The sequence below is a fragment of the Paenibacillus sp. NPDC058898 genome, from assembly GCF_049316025.1.
Taxonomy (GTDB): domain Bacteria; phylum Bacillota; class Bacilli; order Paenibacillales; family Paenibacillaceae; genus Paenibacillus_AQ.
Genome location: NZ_JBMOSM010000007.1, coordinates 127392 through 147276 on the forward strand (window position 1 = coordinate 127392; position 19885 = coordinate 147276).

At 40.0% G+C, this 19885-nt stretch carries 22 protein-coding genes and 1 pseudogene; 2 read left to right on the forward strand and 21 right to left on the reverse strand.

All coding sequences use genetic code 11. The annotated features are described in order from the left end of the window. Window positions 1–22: 22 nt before the first annotated feature. From ACOZB4_RS19705 to ACOZB4_RS19730, 6 genes are all read right to left on the reverse strand, one after another. Entirely contained in the window at window positions 23–1645 is a 1623-nt protein-coding gene (locus tag ACOZB4_RS19705) for a response regulator (RefSeq protein ID WP_379404936.1), read from the reverse strand. Next, the gene (locus tag ACOZB4_RS19710; protein WP_379404934.1) at window positions 1645–3366 is read right to left on the reverse strand and encodes a sensor histidine kinase; all 1722 of its coding nucleotides are present in this window, start codon (window positions 3364–3366) and stop codon (window positions 1645–1647) included. Before ACOZB4_RS19710 ends, ACOZB4_RS19705 begins: the two co-directional genes overlap by 1 nt. 109 nt (window positions 3367–3475) lie before the next feature. Further along, window positions 3476–5062 (reverse strand): extracellular solute-binding protein, encoded by a 1587-nt coding sequence (locus tag ACOZB4_RS19715; RefSeq protein ID WP_379404932.1) that lies wholly within the window; start codon window positions 5060–5062, stop codon window positions 3476–3478. Between the two features lie 66 nt (window positions 5063–5128). Next, entirely contained in the window at window positions 5129–5998 is an 870-nt protein-coding gene (locus ACOZB4_RS19720) for a carbohydrate ABC transporter permease (RefSeq protein WP_213644881.1), read from the reverse strand. Between the two features lie 13 nt (window positions 5999–6011). Further along, entirely contained in the window at window positions 6012–6959 is a 948-nt protein-coding gene (locus tag ACOZB4_RS19725; RefSeq protein WP_379404930.1) for an ABC transporter permease, read from the reverse strand. A gap of 1064 nt (window positions 6960–8023) precedes the next feature. Next, a complete protein-coding gene (locus ACOZB4_RS19730) occupies window positions 8024–8458 on the reverse strand; it encodes a hypothetical protein (protein WP_379404928.1) in 435 nt (144 codons plus the stop codon). A 209-nt stretch (window positions 8459–8667) separates the two neighbouring features. Between ACOZB4_RS19730 and ACOZB4_RS19735 the strand changes: the two genes are divergently transcribed. Next, window positions 8668–9093 (forward strand): exosporium protein C, encoded by a 426-nt coding sequence (locus ACOZB4_RS19735; RefSeq protein ID WP_076326624.1) that lies wholly within the window; start codon window positions 8668–8670, stop codon window positions 9091–9093. 508 nt (window positions 9094–9601) lie between these two features. Here ACOZB4_RS19735 and ACOZB4_RS19740 read toward each other — a convergent pair. The 12 genes and pseudogenes from ACOZB4_RS19740 to ACOZB4_RS19795 form a co-directional block, all read right to left on the reverse strand. After that, window positions 9602–10102 (reverse strand): hypothetical protein, encoded by a 501-nt coding sequence (locus tag ACOZB4_RS19740; RefSeq protein WP_379404926.1) that lies wholly within the window; start codon window positions 10100–10102, stop codon window positions 9602–9604. A 63-nt stretch (window positions 10103–10165) separates the two neighbouring features. Continuing rightward, window positions 10166–10798 (reverse strand): annotated as a pseudogene (locus tag ACOZB4_RS19745) (GNAT family N-acetyltransferase). 203 nt (window positions 10799–11001) lie between these two features. Continuing rightward, window positions 11002–11565 (reverse strand): YdcF family protein, encoded by a 564-nt coding sequence (locus tag ACOZB4_RS19750; protein ID WP_379404924.1) that lies wholly within the window; start codon window positions 11563–11565, stop codon window positions 11002–11004. A gap of 214 nt (window positions 11566–11779) precedes the next feature. Next, window positions 11780–12313, reverse strand: a complete 534-nt coding sequence (locus ACOZB4_RS19755) for a GNAT family N-acetyltransferase (RefSeq protein WP_379404922.1) — start codon at window positions 12311–12313, stop codon at window positions 11780–11782. 335 nt (window positions 12314–12648) lie between these two features. After that, window positions 12649–13128, reverse strand: a complete 480-nt coding sequence (locus ACOZB4_RS19760; RefSeq protein ID WP_379404920.1) for a DinB family protein — start codon at window positions 13126–13128, stop codon at window positions 12649–12651. A gap of 272 nt (window positions 13129–13400) precedes the next feature. Next, on the reverse strand, window positions 13401–14054 hold the full coding sequence (locus ACOZB4_RS19765; protein WP_379404918.1) for a lysozyme inhibitor LprI family protein: 654 nt from the start codon (window positions 14052–14054) through the stop codon (window positions 13401–13403). 192 nt (window positions 14055–14246) lie between these two features. Next, the gene (locus ACOZB4_RS19770; protein ID WP_379404916.1) at window positions 14247–14834 is read right to left on the reverse strand and encodes a class I SAM-dependent methyltransferase; all 588 of its coding nucleotides are present in this window, start codon (window positions 14832–14834) and stop codon (window positions 14247–14249) included. Window positions 14835–15030: 196 nt separating this feature from the next. After that, a complete protein-coding gene (locus ACOZB4_RS19775) occupies window positions 15031–15516 on the reverse strand; it encodes a hypothetical protein (protein ID WP_379404914.1) in 486 nt (161 codons plus the stop codon). After that, window positions 15506–15805, reverse strand: coding sequence for a pantetheine-phosphate adenylyltransferase (coaD, locus tag ACOZB4_RS19780; RefSeq protein WP_379404912.1), 300 nt, complete (start codon window positions 15803–15805; stop codon window positions 15506–15508). Before coaD ends, ACOZB4_RS19775 begins: the two co-directional genes overlap by 11 nt. Before the next feature lie 177 nt (window positions 15806–15982). Then, window positions 15983–16306, reverse strand: coding sequence for a DUF86 domain-containing protein (locus ACOZB4_RS19785; protein WP_379405607.1), 324 nt, complete (start codon window positions 16304–16306; stop codon window positions 15983–15985). A 20-nt stretch (window positions 16307–16326) separates the two neighbouring features. Beyond that, window positions 16327–16614, reverse strand: coding sequence for a nucleotidyltransferase family protein (locus ACOZB4_RS19790; protein WP_053492195.1), 288 nt, complete (start codon window positions 16612–16614; stop codon window positions 16327–16329). 239 nt (window positions 16615–16853) lie between these two features. Beyond that, window positions 16854–17078, reverse strand: a complete 225-nt coding sequence (locus ACOZB4_RS19795; protein WP_339272635.1) for a helix-turn-helix transcriptional regulator — start codon at window positions 17076–17078, stop codon at window positions 16854–16856. Between the two features lie 152 nt (window positions 17079–17230). Here ACOZB4_RS19795 and ACOZB4_RS19800 point away from each other — a divergent pair, with 152 nt between their 5' ends. After that, window positions 17231–17518 carry a hypothetical protein gene (locus ACOZB4_RS19800; RefSeq protein WP_379404909.1) on the forward strand — a complete coding sequence of 96 codons (288 nt, stop codon included), beginning with the start codon at window positions 17231–17233 and terminating at the stop codon, window positions 17516–17518. A 215-nt stretch (window positions 17519–17733) separates the two neighbouring features. On the opposite strand, the gene ACOZB4_RS19805 is transcribed toward ACOZB4_RS19800, so the two are convergent. The 3 genes from ACOZB4_RS19805 to ACOZB4_RS19815 form a co-directional block, all read right to left on the reverse strand. Next, complete coding sequence (locus tag ACOZB4_RS19805) at window positions 17734–18129, reverse strand: contact-dependent growth inhibition system immunity protein (RefSeq protein WP_379404907.1); 396 nt, start codon at window positions 18127–18129, stop codon at window positions 17734–17736. A 537-nt stretch (window positions 18130–18666) separates the two neighbouring features. Next, complete coding sequence (locus tag ACOZB4_RS19810) at window positions 18667–18936, reverse strand: hypothetical protein (protein ID WP_379404905.1); 270 nt, start codon at window positions 18934–18936, stop codon at window positions 18667–18669. 243 nt (window positions 18937–19179) lie between these two features. Beyond that, the gene (locus ACOZB4_RS19815) at window positions 19180–19287 is read right to left on the reverse strand and encodes a YjcZ family sporulation protein (RefSeq protein WP_379404903.1); all 108 of its coding nucleotides are present in this window, start codon (window positions 19285–19287) and stop codon (window positions 19180–19182) included. Between the last annotated feature and the right edge of the window lie 598 nt (window positions 19288–19885).

Sequence of the window (19885 nt, forward strand, 5' to 3'; positions counted from 1 at the left end):
AAATCATACATTTTTAGCATCCTTATTTGGTTTCGTAGCGTGTCATTTTTATCCGGTACTGCTTAGGGGTATCCCCCGTATATTCTTTAAATAGTTTGCAAAAGTAACCTTCATTGACGATGCCTACTTCCTCGCACAATTCCAATAAAGAATAATCCTGAACTTGTAAAAGTTCGAGAGCTAATTGGATTTTTTTACGGTTGATATAGCTGATCACGCCTTCATTCATTGTTTTTTTGAATAAACTGCTAAAATACGATGGAGCTAGATTCACTTCCTCGGCAATCGCCTCGAGCGTTAAACGCTGTTTCAGGTTTTTCTCTATAAAATGCATAGCACTCATGATTTCTGCACGATGTAATAGTTGGCCCGCGTGTACGTATTCGAATGTGAAGTCGCCAATATAGGCAAGCTGCTCCTGAAATGCCATAAATTCCATGGGGAATTCTGCTATTTCCGTGGCCATCTTGTTCCCTGATTTAAACTTCTTGGTAATGTCTCTGTACAAGTCTCTGATCATTGGCGCCATGATAGACTTGTGGATTTTATGGTCCGTAACAAATTGGTTCAGATCGGCGAGTGCATTGTCCAGCTCTTCCTTGGAAATCTTTCTTTTCAAACATATCAGAAAATCAGCCAGCTTCTGCTGAAAGTCTGATTTTTTGTCATTATGATATTGGAACCGATGCATGGGTGTTTTTACTACTTTCTCTGTATGATAATAGAAATCGTCACTCACATTTTTAGCTTCCGTGTACGCTTGTTTGATCGATTCCCAGCCTCGGTACGGACCTCCAAAAGCGACGGATACCCTTTGATTCAAATATTGATGCAAATGGGAGACAATCTGCCCTCCCAAGGATTGGCAAGCATATTCCGTTTCCATATCACTGCGGTTATTTTCCCAGGATAAAAAGCCAATAAAACGATTATCGGACAGATCCGCAGCTACGCCACTGCCACCATTCATCACCGTTTCTTCGATTATATTCGTAATCGCATATTTCAAGATGTTTTGATCTGCGGCTGAGTATTCGTTTCGGAAACTTTCATACGTATTCATTTCAACGATGAAGCAGCAATAGTTGGCTTGAAAGAAATGAAACTGCATGCGATTGGCAAAATCCGATGCCCGATGAGAAGGAATTTCGCCTCTGATCAGCTCGTTAAAAAATTGCTTGCGGACTCTATATTTATTTTCAAGCACGGATACGTTTAACGATTGAAATTCAGCTTCTTTTTTCTTAAACTCATTTAAAATTCCGGCTGCCTTATCTAAAGCTCGATCCAAATCCACTTCCTTTAGCGGAACCTTTACAATGTACTCCAATACATTGGCATGAATAGCTCGCTGGGCGTATTCAAAGGACGAATAGGCGGTCAAAAGTATGTATTGGGTATGGGGGAGCTCCACTTTTAGCTGCTCAATCATGGAGATTCCATCCATTCGCGGCATAACGATATCGGATATGACGATATCCGGCTTAAGTTTTAAAATCTCCTCGATCCCATTCAGCCCATTATTCGCTTTTCCCACGAGAACAAATCGTCTATCCCTATGGGAGAGCTCGTTAAAAAACAATTCCAATCTTTGAATGATTAAGTCTTCATCGTCAACAATGAAGCAGGTATAGTCTCTCACCATTATGCATCTCCTTTTTGCAAGTCTGCCGGGAATAAGGCGCGTACACGGGTTATTTCCTTAGGTATGCTAATGATTTGGAGCCCGAATTGCTCTCCGTAGTGAAGTCTTATTCGGCCATGAATATTATTTAACCCGATTCTTTTCCTTTTTACTTCCACATCACTCGGTTCTGAAATTAAAATATGCTTTATTTGATCGGCTGGAATTCCCTCGCCTTGATCAACGACTTCTATGATGACGATGCCGCCCTCCTTGTACGCATGAATCGTAATCGGGCCTTCGATCTCTCCTCCGTTATAACCATGGAAGATACTATTCTCCACAAGGGGCTGCAGCAGCATTCGAAAAACCGGAAAATCCATTAACCCTGCTTCGATATGTTCAATCAAGTGGAAGTTTCTGTTATACCGGATGTTCTGGATCTCGACATAGTCCGCTACATTTCGTAATTCCTGGCGTAGGGAAACCTTCTCTGAAGCGTCATCTATTCCGTATTCCAATAATGAAATGAGCGACCCAATCACAACATCTACTTTCTCTATTTGTCCGAGACGTATAACATTGCTGATCGAACCAAGCGTGTTATACAGAAAATGAGGGTTTATTTGAGACTGCAGCACTTGGATCTCCAGCTTCCGTTCAAGCTCATTATGAAGCTCCGCTCGCCGAATCAGTTCCACAATTTGCTGCAGCATCCGATCGAAGGCTCGGGAAAGATCACCAAACTCATCGTTTCGGTTAATCGTTATGGTCGTTGTGAGGAAGCCTTGCTCCACCCGCTTCATTTTTGTTTTGAGCGCATAGAGTGGATTCCTAATATATTTGGCAATAAAAAAAGAAATGAACAAACTTAAGAGAAGACCTGCAGCTAGCAGCTCGATATAATAGGTTTCCAATCTGGACAAAGCTGCTTTCAAGCGTGATTCATCGTTGATCGAGATCATGGTCCAGTTGAATTTCTCCGTCGGTTTTTTCAGAAGGTAGACCGGAATGCCATCCTTGGTATGCAGTTGAAGAATTGTTTCTGTTGTATCCAGAATTTGTTCCGCTGACGTTTCTCCGATTGAAAACGTATGATCTTGAATATTCAGCAGTCCTTTATTCTCAGAAAATCCGGCAATAATTTGACCCGATGCGGTGATCAGAGCCAGATTCATTTGTTCCTGTTTATTAATCTTGAACAAGGTCTCTTCAATGGCATTTAGATCCAAATCTACCGCAATAGCCATAGGAAACGGAGCTCCGTTCAGATATCGAACCATCGTAACTGTCCAGCCTGAATACTTGGATTTGTAAGGATCACTAACAAAGGTAGTCCTTCTGTTCTTGTCAGCCGCATCAAACAAAGGCTCTCTTTCCGATAAGGGTTCATCGAATATTCGGGTAGGTGTACTTCCGCCTAGAATGGATAAATCGCTTTTGATCAAATAAATATTACTGACGTAATTACTGTTGAGTTCATACAGCTCTCTTAATTGCTTTTTAATCACTTCCGTATTGTCAATGTTGGCTTTCACCGATGTTTCGACTGAGAAGAGAATCGTCTGGAAGGAGGAAAAATTAACGGTGAAATACTGGTCTACCTTGTCAAGTATTTGGTTGGTGTAATAAAGGTCATTGGTTCTTATTTCCTTTTGGACATAGCGATAAGACAATTGACTTATCAAGATGATGCAGCTTAATACAAATGCAAATACGATAAAAAATAATTTTAAAGGCAAGCTGAATCTTCTTCGCATCGATCATCTTCCTTTTACTTCCATAGTAAACTAAGAATAGCATAGGACAATAAAGAGAGGGCTACGAATAGCCACTCTCTTCGTTAATATTTTACTTGATAAGGCCGGCTTCTTTAAATTGCTTGATTGCAGAATCCTTATATTTCTGCATGTCAAACTTGGTATCCAGCGTTTGGAGGAAATTGTCCCAGCTCGAAAGAGGATCTTTGCCCGTCATAAATTTGACCAAGCTTTCATTAATGAAACGTTGGCGGTCAGCATCCAAGGTATCGCTGGGGTCTGGGGTCAATAAATTTCCGGGCAACGTTGGCCCCACATATTGCTGATTGTTCTTGAATGCTTCCGCCGTCTTCGGATTCTGGAAGCTAAAGTACTCAGCATCATCACCACGGCGCGGCATTCTATAATGATCGACCCACAGGTACTTTTCTTTCATTTCCTTCGATAATTCGGAGGTTTTATTTTTGATTTTGCCGTCCACCACATCCCAATGAATCCCTTTGATTCCGTATGCAAAGTTTGGATAGGCTTCTTCGTCCGTAAAGAGATAATTCAGCATGGACAAGATCCGAATGATTTTGTCCTTATCCGCTTTCGCGGATATGGCCCATGAATTGCCTTGGAACGATTTTCTCTCTACAATTTGATCACCGTAAGGACCTTTCATCGGAGGAATGACGATCCATTCCGGCACCTCTCCACTGATTTCTTTCATTTTCTGCTGATAATCCGGTTCCAGCCTACGGGCATCTCTGATCATAAAGCCAACTTTACCCTTAAATAACTTCTGGTCCAACAACTCAGGCGAATTCATCGTCACCCAGTCTGGGTCTACCACATTGGCTGCCATCATTTTATTAATGTAAGCAAGCGCCTCTTTCATTTTGGGATCGATAAATAGGAATACCGGTTCATTATCTTTCACTTCAACGGCTGAAGGAGGATTGACGCCAAACATCCACATCAAGCTATCGAAGCCGTAGGTTTGCAAATTGCCTTCTTTATTCATACCGCCGATGAATCCGTACGTATCGTTTTTGCCATTACCATCCGGGTCTTTCTCTGTAAAGGCTTTCATAACTTCAAAGAGCTCGTCAGGTGTCGTTGGCACTTCCATATTCAGCTTTTTCAGCCAATCGTTGCGGATGAAGAAGCTTCGACTGATACCGTTTACATTATCATAGCCTGGAACTCCAATGGTTTTTCCTTGATAGGACATCGCTTCCCAGGAGTCGCTGCTAAAACGTTTCTGTAATTCAGGAAACTGATCCAGATACGGTGTCAAATCCGCAAGAACGCCTTGGTCATAATATTGTGCAAGATCAGCACGGCTCTTCAAGAAGATCAAATCTGGAATATCCCCACCTGCAATGAGCGTATTCAGTTTGGTTGTTGCCTGCCCAGCTTGAGGAATCATCATATCCAAGTCGATGTTCATCTCTTTTTCCAACATTTGGCGTTGAATATCTTCATCACGTGGGGGTATCGGAGCAGCAGCATTGAAAGTACCTTGGTTAAACATTGAAATTTTCATTTTGGTTTCAAATTGGCTGGACTTACCTTGCGAATTACTCGAAGCTGTCGAGGTAACTTCTCCCTGTTCCCCACATCCTGACAATACCGTTCCTAAACCAACTATTGCCGTCAGAATAGCAAATGAAATCTTTTTACGCTGCATATTGACCTCTCCTTTTGCTTATATATTATCACGGTTTCCCCGTAATAACTTAGGTTGCAATTCCTTTTAACCTTTAACTGATCCCAAGAGCACACCTTTGGTAAAATGCTTCTGCATAAATGGATAAACCATCAAAATCGGAACCGTAGTCACGACGACAGCGGCCATTTGCACAGCGAATGTGCTAACTGCTCCGGAATTGGCAATCGAATCAGCGCTTTGTGTTGCGACGTTAAGCAGAATGTTGCGCAAGACAACTTGAAGTGGCATGAGGTTCGAATCATTGATGTAAACAATAGCATCGAAATAACTGTTCCAATGGCCGACGGCGTAAAACAAGGAAATGGTGGCAAGGACGGGCAAAGACAGGGGTAAAATGATCCGCCATAACGACTGAAGCTCACTTGCACCGTCAACCCTCGCTGATTCCTCGATTTCGCCAGGCAATTGCTCGAAAAAGCCTTTAATAATCACCAGATTAAATGCACTAATGAGATTTGGAATAATCAATACCCACGGACTGTCTAGCAATCCGAGAGAGCGGATTAGTAAATAAGTTGGAATTAACCCCCCACTGAACATCATGGTAAACACAATGAATAGTAAAAACGGACTGCGACCCGGCAAATATTTTTTGGATAACGGGTACGCCGCGATTACCGTAAAAAACACATTTAACGCAGTGCCTACAATCGTTCGAAACAATGTAATTTTATACGCCTGCCCGATACCATGAGAAATGAATACTTCTTTATAGGCTATAAAGGTAAAGGATTCTGGTATAATAACAATCCCTTTTCTTAACACTTCCGATTCTGGCGTCACTGAGACAGCAACCACGTATAGAAAGGGTAGTAAGCAAAGTAGGGATAGAAAAATAAGAATCACATAAACGACGGCTTGCCAGACTTTTTCCCCGATTGTCAAATTAATCATTTTAAAAACCACCTCACCAAATTTGCCCATCGAATTTTTTGGCGAGCTTATTCGCTGCCAACACTAAAACAAATCCGATGACAGCTTTAAACAATCCTACAGCAGTAGCCAAGCCAATCTTAAGACGCTCCAACCCTTCACGGTATACCCATGTGTCGATAATGTCGATCTTCTCCTGGTTAAAGCTGTTGGCAAACATGAATATTTGGTCAAAGCCAGCATCCAGAATATGGCTTAATTTAAGGATCAGCATCAGAATAATGACTCCTCGAATGCCGGGTAAAGTGATATGCCAGAGCTGTCTCCATTTGGAAGCGCCATCCATTCGAGCTGCTTCATATAAGCTTGGATCGATTCCTGCTAATGCTGCAAGGTACAATATCGCTCCCCATCCAATATCCTTCCATACTTCAGATAGGATGATCAGCAGTCTGCCCCAGGCAGGTTCCGTTAGAAATGAGATGGGTTCAACCCCAATTTCCTTCAAAATCATGTTAAAGAGACCATCCCCTGGGGCTAATAATGCCACCAAGATTCCATAAACAATGACCCATGACAGAAAATGAGGCAAATAAGTGATCGTTTGTACGATTTTCTTAAACCAATGGCTATAAACTTCATTGAGGAGTAAAGCAAGTACGATGGGAGCGGAGAAACCGAACAATAGCTTATACAGCGATATGATAATCGTATTTCCCATGATGTCCCAGAAATAAACGCCGTTCATAAAATCCGTAAAATTTTTAAGTCCCACCCACGGGCTATCCCATAGTCCCAAAGCCAGGTTATAGTTTTTAAAAGCAATCATGATTCCCGCCATAGGAATGTATTTGAATACGGCAAAGTAAACTAATGCCGGCAATAAGAGAGCATACATCACTTTATACTTTTGTAGCGTTCTTATCCATGACTTCCGCTTTTTGGAGAGGGGAATGGCGTCCGCTGCCAATTTTGCTTGCATATCATCACCTCATCTTTGTTTGTAGTTGTATAATAGCACCCCCCTATCGGATAAATTTCTGAAATTTCAAGAATTTCTTATAAGATATTTAGTAAGTTCCATGGTTTCAACAAATCCACTAGAACATATGTAGCGTTAGTTGTTAAGTAAATCATGCAATAGAACAACAAATAAAGTAAAAAGTACGATTATCCTAAAAATAAAAACGCCGCCTTATAGGCGGCAAAACTTCAATTTACGCCATACATCTGTTAGCATCAGATCAGAGGCGTACCTTTTTGGAAACAGAAAGTCAAACTTTCTCCCGGAATATATCAGCCCGGTGCGGATGGTTGGGATGCCCGATCGTTTTGATTCGAAGTTTCCGGCATGAGGATTTAGCCTTCTTCCCTCCGGACACCACTTTCATACCGGGGAAAAGATCGACGACAAGCTGCAGAATAGTTATTCCCTAATCCAAATCCTCTCTCTAAGAAGTTCGATTCTTACCTTGTCCTTCAAAGGGGTGTAGGGGAAACGCGTTCCACATCACCGATGAGCAGCTTAACCATGGCATGTTATATTTTAGAATAGTGTAGGAATTTGACATGAAACAGCATCAATAAATCTTGGATCAAACCCATAATAAGTCCAATATGCCCCATTCCATCGATAACCTGAAGCTTCACCGTATTCAAGCCGGGTTGGGTAAAACCAGAATCTCTCCCCGTTCAATAGCCAAACATAAGTGTATTGAAATAAGCAGTCAACTATATAAGATACAGCAGGTTTTTCTGGGATGAATGTAGGGGGAGGAGATTGTGGCACTAATGACATTTGACTTCACTCCTTATAAAAGAGATTTGTTTGTACAATTGCGTTTTTTTCTTCCGAGCTCTTTCGTTTTCCCATATATAATACGTAGGCGAATAACTAAATGACTGTGCAAATGCCTAGTTCAGAGAAAACCACAACGGCTCCTTGTCCCTTTTCACCAGTTTCCTTTTCAATTTCGATCTATTTCCGGAAATAAAGAGCTCGCCGATAAACGCATGGCAAGAGTGAGCCCTACGTCAAAATCACACTCAATTCGGTCCATTTTCCATGCCGATGCATCTCGACTTTGCAGAAGATCCACATGAAAAAGCTACACCGATTCGCCTTGGTTTTCGAAAGCGTCCGGCTGATGAGGTGATCCAAGAACTAGGAGAATACGTATTACCGTACTTTCCGCCGCACAAAATCGAAAAAACATCATCGGATTGGCCCAAATCCTGATAGTGATTTTCAAGTTGTGAATTTATGAATAGCATGACAAAGCACCCGGATATATATATCCGGGTGCTTTTTATAGCCAAGTTTTTAAGTGGGGATGCATTATATAAAAGAGGCAGACTGAGATTAACACCGCTGGCTTTAATTGCGATCCGAACTTCATCCGGGCTGAGTTTATGATCTGGAACTTCAACAATCTTTAGCTTTGAAATATCCCCGTATTCTTCGATTCCAGTTCCCTGCATACGATACACCCTTAGTTGCGATCATGTAAGACTGTGCCTCTTTTCATATCTTCAACTTCTTTACGCTGATTTCTGATAACGTTCTCGTAGTAGCGACGTCCATTGTTCATAGTCTATTTGAATCAAATTAAAGCATCTTACATAATTGTCCAATCATTCTCTTTTTGTTCAACATATCTTGGAGGTATCAAATAAAAGGAGTTGATATTTTGGTACGTATTCTCGATAAAGCTGCCGTCCAGCCGCGCCGTAGATTCAACTTAGCAAACTCATTTATTATCCGTCGTTCACCAGCAAGATCTCGCCTTGCAACAATCACTATACGGATTCCAGTCAATTCTCAACGTAATCGGGTAGATTTGGTAGCAACCGTGGGTGTTCGAGGTGTCACTGGTATTGCACAAATACTCTTTAGAATCTTCCGCGATGGAAGAGAGATTTTCAACACACAACAAGGTATCGAATCTGCTGGCTCTGAACAAAATTATGCTGTTACGTTCCAGGCGGAAGATAGAAATGTATTAGCTGGTACCCATGTTTACACAGTCACAGCAGAAAATCTTACTGCAAATACAAGAGCCGATGTTGTTGGGCCGATATCGTTTAGTGGGTTAGCCGTTAAAACGAGAACCTAATACCGTATTGGCAATAATTTTTCGCACCTGAATAGAGAGCCCTGCAAAAACCTCTATTTTGAGGGAATGGGTACTTCCAAGATGGAAAAAGAGTAAAAAGCAGCTCGTTCCTCGTCAGAGGATAGGCTGCTTTTGCTCATTTACACTTAGCATAACTGCCCTTTAGGTTAATTCATCAATTAATTTCTTGCGCTGATTTCCTATAAGGTTTCTTGTGTTCACGAACCCGAGAGGCCTAAGGCGCGTAGCGCCGGGTCGAAGACTTAGCCTCGCAGGGTTGTCTGCTGAATCCACTTTTTCGGAAATCCTCTGCAGACTAAGGCGGAACAGCCCGCAGCTTAAACACGGTGTTATATGATCTCAGCGCCTTCTTCGAGAGACTTACAAATTCCCCGTTAGTTGGACAACATGGATTAGACAACTCCTATCGTATTCAAAAAATCATCAATCTTAAGAGGGGGATCATGGTATGACTTATTTTGGTTCGAGCGCACGATCCCTAGGTAATTTAGAAATTCATTACTCCAGAAAATCCATTTAATTCCCACTCTCCATGTTTGTTTGGAGTAAAAATGTATTCTCTTTTCCAACCCTTTAACTTCTCATCATCGCCAACATATTCTTCCTTAATGCTTAATCTAGTTTGATTAAAAAACTCATGCTCGAAGTAACTCTTATAAATGACCGCATTTGTTATAGTTATTCCTTTATGAAAGACAGTTGGGTATAATGTAGTCTGTTGTACATACATATCTGACTCGGGATCGGAATCCATATTATTGATAAATAATATAGATAGAATATCCTTAGCATGGACTCCAAACTCTTCGGTAAAAGATTTCTCTAATTCCTTATACTCCAGTTTTGACACCTTTTCTCTCAATGCTAAATCAATGATCATTTTTTCTTTCTTCTCAACCATTTCAATTGCAGTGTTTATGTCGAAATCAATTGTTTCTTCTTTTATCGGCTTTAATTGTTCTGATGATTGACAAGCCGATAAAAACAAAATAACAAATAGCTACTCTCCCCTACAAAACACCTATATCCTTTTTCTAGTATCTTTCACTTGTTATTGGGAACAATTGGATTTCTTTAAATATTCATGTTTCAAAATACTCATCATTATACGATCGACATATTGACCATTTTTATAGACCTCGTCTCTTAGTATGCCATCCTTCTTGAAACCAGCCTTTTCATAACTCCGAATAGCACCAGGATTATCAGCATCTACCGTCAAATACACTTTATGAAGGTTTAAACGCTCGAACGCAAAATCCAGGACAACACTTGTCTCTTCTGTTGCATAACCTTGCCCCTATACCATTTTGTTCCCAATCCAAATACCAAATTCAGCATGCTTGGACCAAGGATGGATCTTAAACAATTGGGTACTGCCAATCGGGATGCCGTCTTCTTTTATTATGGTAAAATAGACAGCTGATGAATCTGTTTGCGCGTACCTCCGTGTACGTTCTCTGACCACTTCCGGTGTTAGGGGCATACCACTTCCTGATGGTAACGTTCGGTTAACTACAGGATCGGACAGCCATTCATATCGTTGTTCCCAATCTTCTTCAACAACAGGCCGTAATGTTACTCGTTGTCCGTATAGCATATTTCCCCTCCGTGTACCTAGATAGTTAATTATTTTAGCCCACAATTTTGGGTATACCATTTGTATCATAATAATGAATTTCATCTAAGCAAGTATGTTATATAATGTGCCCGCATTGACGAACCCTCACCGACTTAAGCTACCAATGGGAGCGGCCGCGATGCGGTTGTCGGTGCAGGGTTGTCGCCTGGTTCCACTTCCCTGAAATGCCTCTCGGCGACCATGGGGTAGCTTTCTGGCCCGCAGCGTGAATATAGTGTTATATGATGGGAATGCCTTCTTCGAGTTTAAGACAATTGCTTTACCCAATTCGGTATGTGATGACCAAAGTATTTAGTAATCTTCTCAGCTTCTGTTAATACATACTTGATACCTTGGTCATTTAAAAACCAGTTATTCTTGCTTATTCTAAAATCATCTTGCTTTACTTGGAAAACTATATTTGACGGGAATACTGTTTGATAAGTCATTAATGCACGTCTTGAGAAAAATGATTTACAAACTATAATAGCTCGAGTGACCATAATGTTATGTTCTTTTAAGACTTGCCATGAGTTTCTTGCATTATCGAATGTGTTCTTAGCTTGATCCTCTCTAAGAATTGCCTCTTTAGGAATTCCAAGTGACAAACCGATGTCTCTTTGAAATTCCCATTCAGTGATTGTTAACTTAGGATTATTACCACCGGATGGAAGTATATATGGTGCTAATCCAGATTTATATAAATCACATGCAATCTTCATCGGCTTTGTATGACTTCCTCCGGGAACAAGGATGACATCTGCCGGTAATAGATCTTCTTCTTTTACAAATACTAGTTGAGTAATGCAATCAAAAGGATATCGCTTCAAGGTAACACCTCCAAATATGCATTCCTTTCATATAACGTTCCCGTATTCACGATGTCCCCCCCCCTTAAGGGACGAAGTCCCGGCCGCGATGCGGTTAGTCGGTGCGGATGTGTCCGCTGAATCTACTCCTCTGCTGATCACATCTCATGGACCGAGGAGCCACCAGGCTCCGATGCGTGAATATTATGTTACATGATGTCAATGCCCTCTCGAATTAGCCCACAAAATGATCTTTGATTAATTTCATTTCGATATTATTCCACGTGCGTCCTGCTTTATCTTGATATACATTCTCCATACGATTCATCTTCTTAAAACCAATATTCTCGTAACATCTTATTGCCGATACATTAAAATCAAATACGTTTAAATTTATTGCCTTTAATCTGAATTGTTCAAATCCAATCTTTACAATTTCCTTTAATGCCTTGCTTCCAATTCCTCTTCCTCGATTTTGCGTTTCACCAATTAAAAATCTTCCAATTGCAGCTTCTTCAAGTTCTTTATTAAACCTGCATAGTTGTATTGTTCCAACAAATTGCTCTGCCTCTTTGATCCTATATATATAAACATCCGATTCAATCGTATTTATTCCTTTACTGTAATGGGCTTTCAATTGTTCTATGGTTAATGGATAGGAATAAGTTAAACCTGCCCATTGTACGATGAAATCTTCATCTTTTTGATTTATCCATTCTATGATCGTTGTAAAATCTTGTTCTGATAATGCTTCTAAATAAACCTTCATTGAATGATCCTCCAAAATAAGCAGCATTGATTTCATGTAACGTTCTTGTATTCACGACGCCCCACCCCCTTAAGGGACGAAGTCCCGGCCGCGATGCGGTTAGGTGGTGCGGGTGTGTCCGGCTGAATTCACTTCCCTGTTACTGTAATGCCTCTCCGAATCCACTTCTAACTTCTGCCAGACCGTGGGCGAATGGCCCGATGCGTGAATATAGCGTTATACGAATCTTCCGACTTCATCGAACCTACTGAACATGATCTTGATCTTCATTGCTTACTTTTGATCTTCTTCTGCCTTTGACTAGATTAGCTTTTGAACATTGATCTATATCTACGTTAATTATCAAATAACCCTCTGCCAATCAAATTTGCAGTAACCGGCTTCTTACCAATTTCTCTTGACCATATAGATAATTGACCGATGTGGTGGATCTCGTGGGCGATCACATGCCGCATTACTTCGCCGTATTTATGGGGCTCCCTTTCCCCTTCATCAGTGATATCAATCATAAAGCGGTCTTCTAGGCTGCCATTCCAATCATAAACAAACGGAGCTAGTTCCTCGTGGCAACGGGCGGAAAAATCTTTTATCTGCTGTAAGCTTGCCACTTCCTTGAATTGTGGGATATCAATCGCTTTTTCTTGTATTCCACCGCAAATCCAGCCATACTCGACTGCCACTATGTGATACAGCGTGGGGAGAATGTACCCAATACCGCCGGTGCGTTGTTTCAGCAACTCTTCCTCACTCACAGTTTCACACCAATCAAACCAATCTCTGCGAACTTGCCAGTTATACTCGAATAGTGTTAACATGCGGTAGCCTCCTAAAAACTTCGTTGATACTCATTCTATTCGCGAGATAATTGTGTTGTCCTGCTCTTTAGTTTAGCTTCCAAACTGCATCTGCGAAACGACCCAGCCTTAGATAGCTCTTATCTTAGGCTGGGTCGTTTGTTGTCTGAGTGTTCTTCCATGATTATACATCTGACAACCAAGGGGTGGTAGCCCCGCAGCGTGAATACATTGTTATGCGCGGTTACTGTCTTCGAAGCATCACCTAAAAACCTTTGATCAAGATTCCAACTCTATTTTTTGCTTTGGTATAAAAACTCAACTTCACCATCTAGCAAATATCGATATTCAAATAATTGCATTGTTCTTTCCCTTATTCTCTCCTTTATAACTGTGACTAAGCTTACCGATCCTCGTGATCCAAGGTAACCATTATCAATAAATGTTTTCTCTACAAATTTTGTTTCCCTTAAGTGATACTGTAACCATTCTTTCTGCGATTCAATTAGTGCTTCTCTTGGTTCTCTATCCAACTTAGAAAGAAGCTTTTTATATATTTGATTCAACTCTTTATCCCAAATCTCTGTATATTTACTTTCCAACGCCCCCCATCCCAATGTTGTAATAATCTCTTTGGAATTTTGAAATTCATTAAATTCCACTTCATAATCATGATCTATAGGATTTCGAAGCATTTCATCATAAAATTCTCCTTTCAATTCATAGTTCCCAATGCTCATGGATAACACTTCATTGTTAGAAGGATCTGATCGACCTTCAGTTATTTCTTTTGATTCTGTTCCATTACCTGTACTCACTACATCAGGAGGCAGTTCAGAATTCATTATTGATTTAGTTTCGTTGTTCAAGGTAGTCGATTGACTAATATTTTGACAAGATGAAAACACTATCGTAATAAAAAATAATAAGAGTATCTTACCTTTCATAAATTATCTCCTTAAATATCATCTTTAATATTTACCGGTAATGGCGCATAACGTTTCCATATTCACGATGTCCCCCCGACTTAAGGCCGCGTCAGCAGCCGGCCGCGGTGCGGATGTGTCCGTTGAATCAGCTCCACTGCCAAATGCTTCTCGCGGACCGAGGGCCGAATGGCCCGATGCGTGAATATAATGTTAGACGACGTTATTTGGCTTCAGAGCGATTTCCCACATGACCTTCTTATTCTGGTACCTTAAAAGTTCATATTCTTCTATGTACATGTACTCCCACTTATCTTTGCTGAAAAACCGCTCTATCTCACTCTGATCAAAGAATCTTCTATTAATCCCTTCATTCTTGTATAGATACTTGTCCTGGCTTTGTTGAACTTCACCTTTATTTACTATTTCTTTTGTCGAATTTAATCTACACAACAATAGTCCTTTCGTATTTAACGCACTATGTATGTTATTTATTATTTTATTGGTCGTATCTTCATCAAAATAATGCAGACTGAGATCCGTTATTAATATGTCTATGGATCCTTTATCAAAGGGTATCCCCTCACTCATGTCAAAGCAATGCGTCTTACAATCAGGAATTGATCCCTTAAGTTTTCTCAGTGCTTCCTCAGAGATATCACATGCTATTGGATTAAATCCTCTCTCTGATAAATAAAGGCTGTTATTCCCTATACCACATCCTAAATCAATAATCCGCATATTAGCTTCATTGAATTCTTTTGAATATTTATCAAGCCAATTATCATAGGTGGGCTTCATGTTTGGTCTTTGAAATGAATGATTCCAATATTCCTTTAAGCTTTTCATAGTAATCTCCATTCAAGTAATGTCGTCTAACGTTCCTGTATTCACGACTCAGCGTACGCTGAGTGTCCGGCGAACGCCGGACCAAGGACGAATGTCCGCAGCGTGAATATTATGTTATACGAAGGGACCTTGAGTTGCTTACAAATGCTTACGACAAGAGTTTATGAATATCCTTTAAGTTCTCTTTTAACTGGTTTGAAAATTCAATGTCGTATTCAAAAGATCCCTTTAATGTGGTTTCAATCAATCGATTTCTGGAATATCTTCTGTTCTTAATCGAATAGGCGATTTCATAGCGTCCCATTCTTTGATCCATAAAAGTCACTTCTAATTCTTCTTCACTTATTGCTCTTAAACTTATATGTTCTACTTCGCCATTTTCAGCCTTTAAAAGCCCTTCGATAAAACGATTCAATTCTTCCTGATCAATCCAGATCTCAACCTGTCCTGCAAACTGATCGTCCTTTATATTCACTAAGTAATTAATGGATTTAGATCGCTCTAATTCAACGTCTATAAATGAAAAAATGATATGTGACTTCTTATCTTCGGATTGAAGAACAAAATCATACTTCTCAAGTGGCTTATTAAATATCAAATACTTCGTCCTTTCGTATAACGTTTTAGTATTCACGAGCCCGTAAGGCTGTTGAGCCTCTAATACCTCTAATAATTACATCGATATTTTCATCATTCACAAAATCAGCAACTATTCCATTATGTTGAATTATCTTAACGTTTTTCAAATGATTTGTAGATAGCAATACAATTTTGCATCTTTGTTCTGCACTAAACATATGATTTTTTTGAGAATTCTGGGCAATAACAACAGTCACGGAATCAAATATTTTTGTTGCTCGTTCGAGTATATTTAAATGTCCTAATGTAAAAGGATCGAACGATCCTGGATAAACTGCTTTCATAACTCATCTCCAATTTTTTAGATTTGCAGCAAATGCATATAACGTTCTCGTATTCACGAAACGACCCAGCCTTAGATAGCTCTTATCTTAGGCTGGGTCGTTTATTGTCTGAGCATCTCCTTCGATTGTTCATCTGACAACCAAGAGACCGCAAGGTATCGCAGCGTGAATATTATGTTAAGTGAAGTCTCCCACTTCCTGAATAGCTTTCATAATTATTGGTTTTATTTCTTGCAAATTTCTTGTAGATACTTCCCAAATGATGCTTTCATCAATACCGAAGTATTCATGAATCAAGATGTTCCTTAGCCCAATCATATTCCTCCATGGAACTTCCTGATACTTTTTCTTTATTTCTTCATTAATGTTTCTAGCCGCTTCTCCAATTATTTCTAGATTTCGTACTACTGCATCCAAAAGCATTTGATTTGATAAAAAGTCTTCATACCCAACGTTCAAGAGATACGATTCTATCCGATGAATTGACTCTAAAATGTCCATTAATGAATTTATTGGCCGTTTCACTGATATTGTACCTCACTAAGTATTTCATCCTTCATATAAGGTTTAATGGCATTAGGAGTAACAAGATCAATGTGGCGGTTAAATATAGTCTCCAAATAATGCTTCAGCTCCAGGAATTCAAATCCAACAGGACGAGAAAATTCAACTAACAAATCAATATCACTGTTTTCTGTCTGTTCATCACGAGCAAAGGAACCAAATAGCCCGATCTTCTCGACGTAAAAATGTTCCTTCAAATAATGCTTTTCGGATCTCAATTTATTTTCAATATCTTCTCGCTTCAATGAACTTCCCTCCTCTGAATCATTATTATGCTTTCATTATAACCTAAAGAGTTATTTTTGGTTCCTAGTGTCTTACGGGAGATTTCACTTAACGTTCCTGTATTTACGACGTCCGACGAAGTCGGATGTGTCTGCTGAGTCCGCTTCCCTGAAATCCATCCAGCAGAACAAGGCTCCGTTAGGAGCCGCAGCTTGAATATTATGTTAGACGACGGAATCTCTTCATGAATCGACCTTCACTATGTATCTTCAGCAGGTACATATTCAATCAAATCAGATAATTTGCAGTTAAATGTATCGCATAGCTTGAATAAGGTTTCTAATTTTGTTGTTTCTATATTGGTTTCCCTGTATAACTTGTTAATTGAATTCCGACTTAATCCTGATTTCGCCATCAATTCAGTTATATCATCTATTCGATGCTCTGCCATAAGTTCTCTTATATTACACTTGATAATGCTCATTTTTTCCCCTCCATAATTCTATCTTATCTCTCTTACCAGCAATCATCAACGAAAAGCGAAGTGTTAACTCTATAAAGTCAAATATTCACCTTGTAACTAACTCTATAAAGTTATATAATAACTCTATAGAGTTAAAAAGGGAGGTCTAACATATGGTTAATACATTAGATTCATTAGCAGAACCACTCATAAGAATACGATTGGAATTACTCTACACTGAACTTTCAGAACATCATACCGAATACAGTCAACTTACTTTAGAAACAGATCAATATTTCAGTACGCTTCGTGATGCTTTACCCGATCAACTTCAACATACAGCTTTTCTTTACGAAGACGCTCAAATTTCTCTCCAGTCCATCCTAGAAAGAAGTATTTACATACAAGGTTTCAAAGATGCTCTACAACTCTTTTGTGAGTTACAGAACTCTGGCATTTAGAGGGTCTTCCGACCCGCTGTTCTATTATTATTGATTCTGTCGTATAACGTCTCTCGTATTCACGACGCGAGCCGGCCTTAGATAGCTCCTATCTTAGGTCGGCTCGTGTGTCGTCCGAGTTATCTTCTTCGATTATTATACATCTGGCGACCAAGGGCCGTAAGCCCCGCAGCATGAATATAATGTTATGGGATGTACCGGCTTCTTGAATATACTTACAAGCTATCACTTCTGTATTTGTTAATATAATTATCTAGTGTTTCTCTGGCATTTTCGTAAATTCTTATTACTTCATCCAATTCGTTCTTTATTTCTATGTTATTTTCCCAATATTCTTTATCGACTCTTAATATTGAACAAAATAAATCTCCAACATATAATTCACCTGATTGTAAAGGGTTCTCAGCTAATCGCTCCAGTGCTAAAGGCAAAAGAATATCTAAACTAGTTTGTTGTAGTATTAATAGTCTCAGATCTTCAAGATTGAACTCATTTAAAGGTTTCTTTCTTAATTCATGAGAACGGACTACCAATCCAGAGCTAAAAACTGGTTCACTCCAGCCCTCTCCTTCAAGTTCTTCGAGGGTTTTAGTTATATCTACTTGCTTCATGAATCTCCCCCCACTCCTTAAATAGTCAGTTCCCGGTATTTCACATAACGTCTCTCGTATTCACGACGCCCATTACCCTTAGATAGCTCTTAAGATATTATGTATACTAAATTCGTTTCAAAAACTTGAAACCCTTTATCTATGCGGTTTTCACGGTTTTAAAAGAGTTATGAAGAGTGCAAAAGTGGATATGTTTTGTGGGCAAGTTGTGGGCAAGTAGAAACACATATTAAAAATCCCACCACCGATTAAGGTAAGTGGGATTTTTTATACTAAGCGGGTGATGGGAATCGAACCCACGCTACCAGCTTGGAAGGCTGGCCGTTCCGTACATCATCGTTGCTCTATCTTATCAAAAACACCGTCAAATAAGCAACTTTGATTTTTTGATGCGGTCTACAATAGCCTATCTATATCATGTTTCTACTATTATACTGCCCCATTTTTTCCCCATAATCAAAATACTATAATAAGAAGAAGACCATTGCTTAATCAAGCAACAGGTCTTCTTCTTATATGCCTCTCGTCTGATACTCTTCAATATTTCGTCCAGTAGTCTATATTCCTCGGCGGCGGTGATTTCTCCAGCTCTTCTGTCTTGATGATCTGAATCCCATCTGTCACAGATTTATCAGGCCACACGATGAACCCTCGATCTTCCAGGTACTGCAGCCCTGTCAGTAAATCCGGACGCCTCCGCCCGGTCATCCTCTCCAACCGTCTAAAATCAGGCATACGGCTTTTATGTACTGGACTCGGGTAATTGATAAGGATTCGAAGCAGCCTACGTTCAGGATCGGGTAGCATATGGAATACCTCCTGTAAGAACATACGTTTGTATTATATCAGCAATAAAACAAAAAAAAGAACCCCGCCAGCCTAAGCCAGCAGGGATCTTTTGAAACAAAAGCAACGGTTCCAATACCGAGCTCTGTGCGAAAGGAGGAAAGCACGAACTCTAAAGCAGTTTATTCCACCCCACTAGAGTATGTGCATTGAAAAAGACCCCACCAGATTTTGCAGGTAGGGTCTTAGTTTAAACTAGAGAAATTAAACCCAGAAAGAACTTAAAATGATAACCAACAAGATAAAGAGAACAAGAACTGCTCCGACTGAGTTTTTACCGCCGTATCCACCTTCGTAACCAACTTCACCCATGAGGACTCCTCCTTTCTACGATCTCGATACAATGTATTCAAAAACTCAAGCAATGCTAGGGCCAATATTCTTATTAACAAAAAAAACGCCAGCCTAAGCCAGCGAGGTTCTTTTTACCGATGCGGCGCTGACCACATGGATATCACGGGTTGTGTTACTCAAGTTTTTTTCTACTTCCCGTCAATGCGGACGGAAAATGGAGCATATGACACCGAACAAAAAGGAAGCTGTCACAAAAGCCATAAAAATGACTGCGAGACAGCTTCTTCTTTTTTTAAAGAAGGAAACCTGAGCTGTAGTTGGCGGGCTACACTTCATGTATATTCACAGAAATGCCACTTTGCTAATCATTTTCAAATGTACATCATCAAAAAAAATACAAAGGGGCTGCAACAACTCCCTCACGTTAAAAACTTCCTCCTCCACCCAAGCAGTAATCGAAATAGGCTAAAAAATTAGGCTAAACACTTAGTTAATCGCCCAAGCTTATACATAAGTAACCACATATTAATAACATGACTCTAAAACAAAGGAGGATTACGCATGAGCGCTGATGCCGGGTATGGCTATGGCCGTAGTGCTACTTTTGTCTTGGTTC

What these genes read in the sequence shown, in the direction of transcription:
- ACOZB4_RS19720 (WP_213644881.1), bottom strand. Translation starts at nt 5,998, where the DNA reads ATGATTAATTTGACAATCGGGGAAAAAGTCTGGCAAGCCGTCGTTTAT.
- ACOZB4_RS19760 (WP_379404920.1), bottom strand. Translation starts at nt 13,128, where the DNA reads ATGTTAACACTATTCGAGTATAACTGGCAAGTTCGCAGAGATTGGTTT.
- ACOZB4_RS19795 (WP_339272635.1), bottom strand. Translation starts at nt 17,078, where the DNA reads ATGAGCATTATCAAGTGTAATATAAGAGAACTTATGGCAGAGCATCGA.
- ACOZB4_RS19730 (WP_379404928.1), bottom strand. Translation starts at nt 8,458, where the DNA reads ATGCAGGGAACTGGAATCGAAGAATACGGGGATATTTCAAAGCTAAAG.
- ACOZB4_RS19805 (WP_379404907.1), bottom strand. Translation starts at nt 18,129, where the DNA reads ATGAAGCAAGTAGATATAACTAAAACCCTCGAAGAACTTGAAGGAGAG.
- ACOZB4_RS19725 (WP_379404930.1), bottom strand. Translation starts at nt 6,959, where the DNA reads ATGCAAGCAAAATTGGCAGCGGACGCCATTCCCCTCTCCAAAAAGCGG.
- ACOZB4_RS19770 (WP_379404916.1), bottom strand. Translation starts at nt 14,834, where the DNA reads ATGAAGCCCACCTATGATAATTGGCTTGATAAATATTCAAAAGAATTC.
- ACOZB4_RS19755 (WP_379404922.1), bottom strand. Translation starts at nt 12,313, where the DNA reads ATGAAGGTTTATTTAGAAGCATTATCAGAACAAGATTTTACAACGATC.
- ACOZB4_RS19800 (WP_379404909.1), top strand. Translation starts at nt 17,231, where the DNA reads ATGGTTAATACATTAGATTCATTAGCAGAACCACTCATAAGAATACGA.
- ACOZB4_RS19705 (WP_379404936.1), bottom strand. Translation starts at nt 1,645, where the DNA reads ATGGTGAGAGACTATACCTGCTTCATTGTTGACGATGAAGACTTAATC.
- ACOZB4_RS19765 (WP_379404918.1), bottom strand. Translation starts at nt 14,054, where the DNA reads ATGAAAGGTAAGATACTCTTATTATTTTTTATTACGATAGTGTTTTCA.
- ACOZB4_RS19810 (WP_379404905.1), bottom strand. Translation starts at nt 18,936, where the DNA reads ATGCTACCCGATCCTGAACGTAGGCTGCTTCGAATCCTTATCAATTAC.
- ACOZB4_RS19815 (WP_379404903.1), bottom strand. Translation starts at nt 19,287, where the DNA reads ATGGGTGAAGTTGGTTACGAAGGTGGATACGGCGGTAAAAACTCAGTC.
- ACOZB4_RS19715 (WP_379404932.1), bottom strand. Translation starts at nt 5,062, where the DNA reads ATGCAGCGTAAAAAGATTTCATTTGCTATTCTGACGGCAATAGTTGGT.
- ACOZB4_RS19785 (WP_379405607.1), bottom strand. Translation starts at nt 16,306, where the DNA reads ATGGACATTTTAGAGTCAATTCATCGGATAGAATCGTATCTCTTGAAC.
- coaD (WP_379404912.1), bottom strand. Translation starts at nt 15,805, where the DNA reads ATGAAAGCAGTTTATCCAGGATCGTTCGATCCTTTTACATTAGGACAT.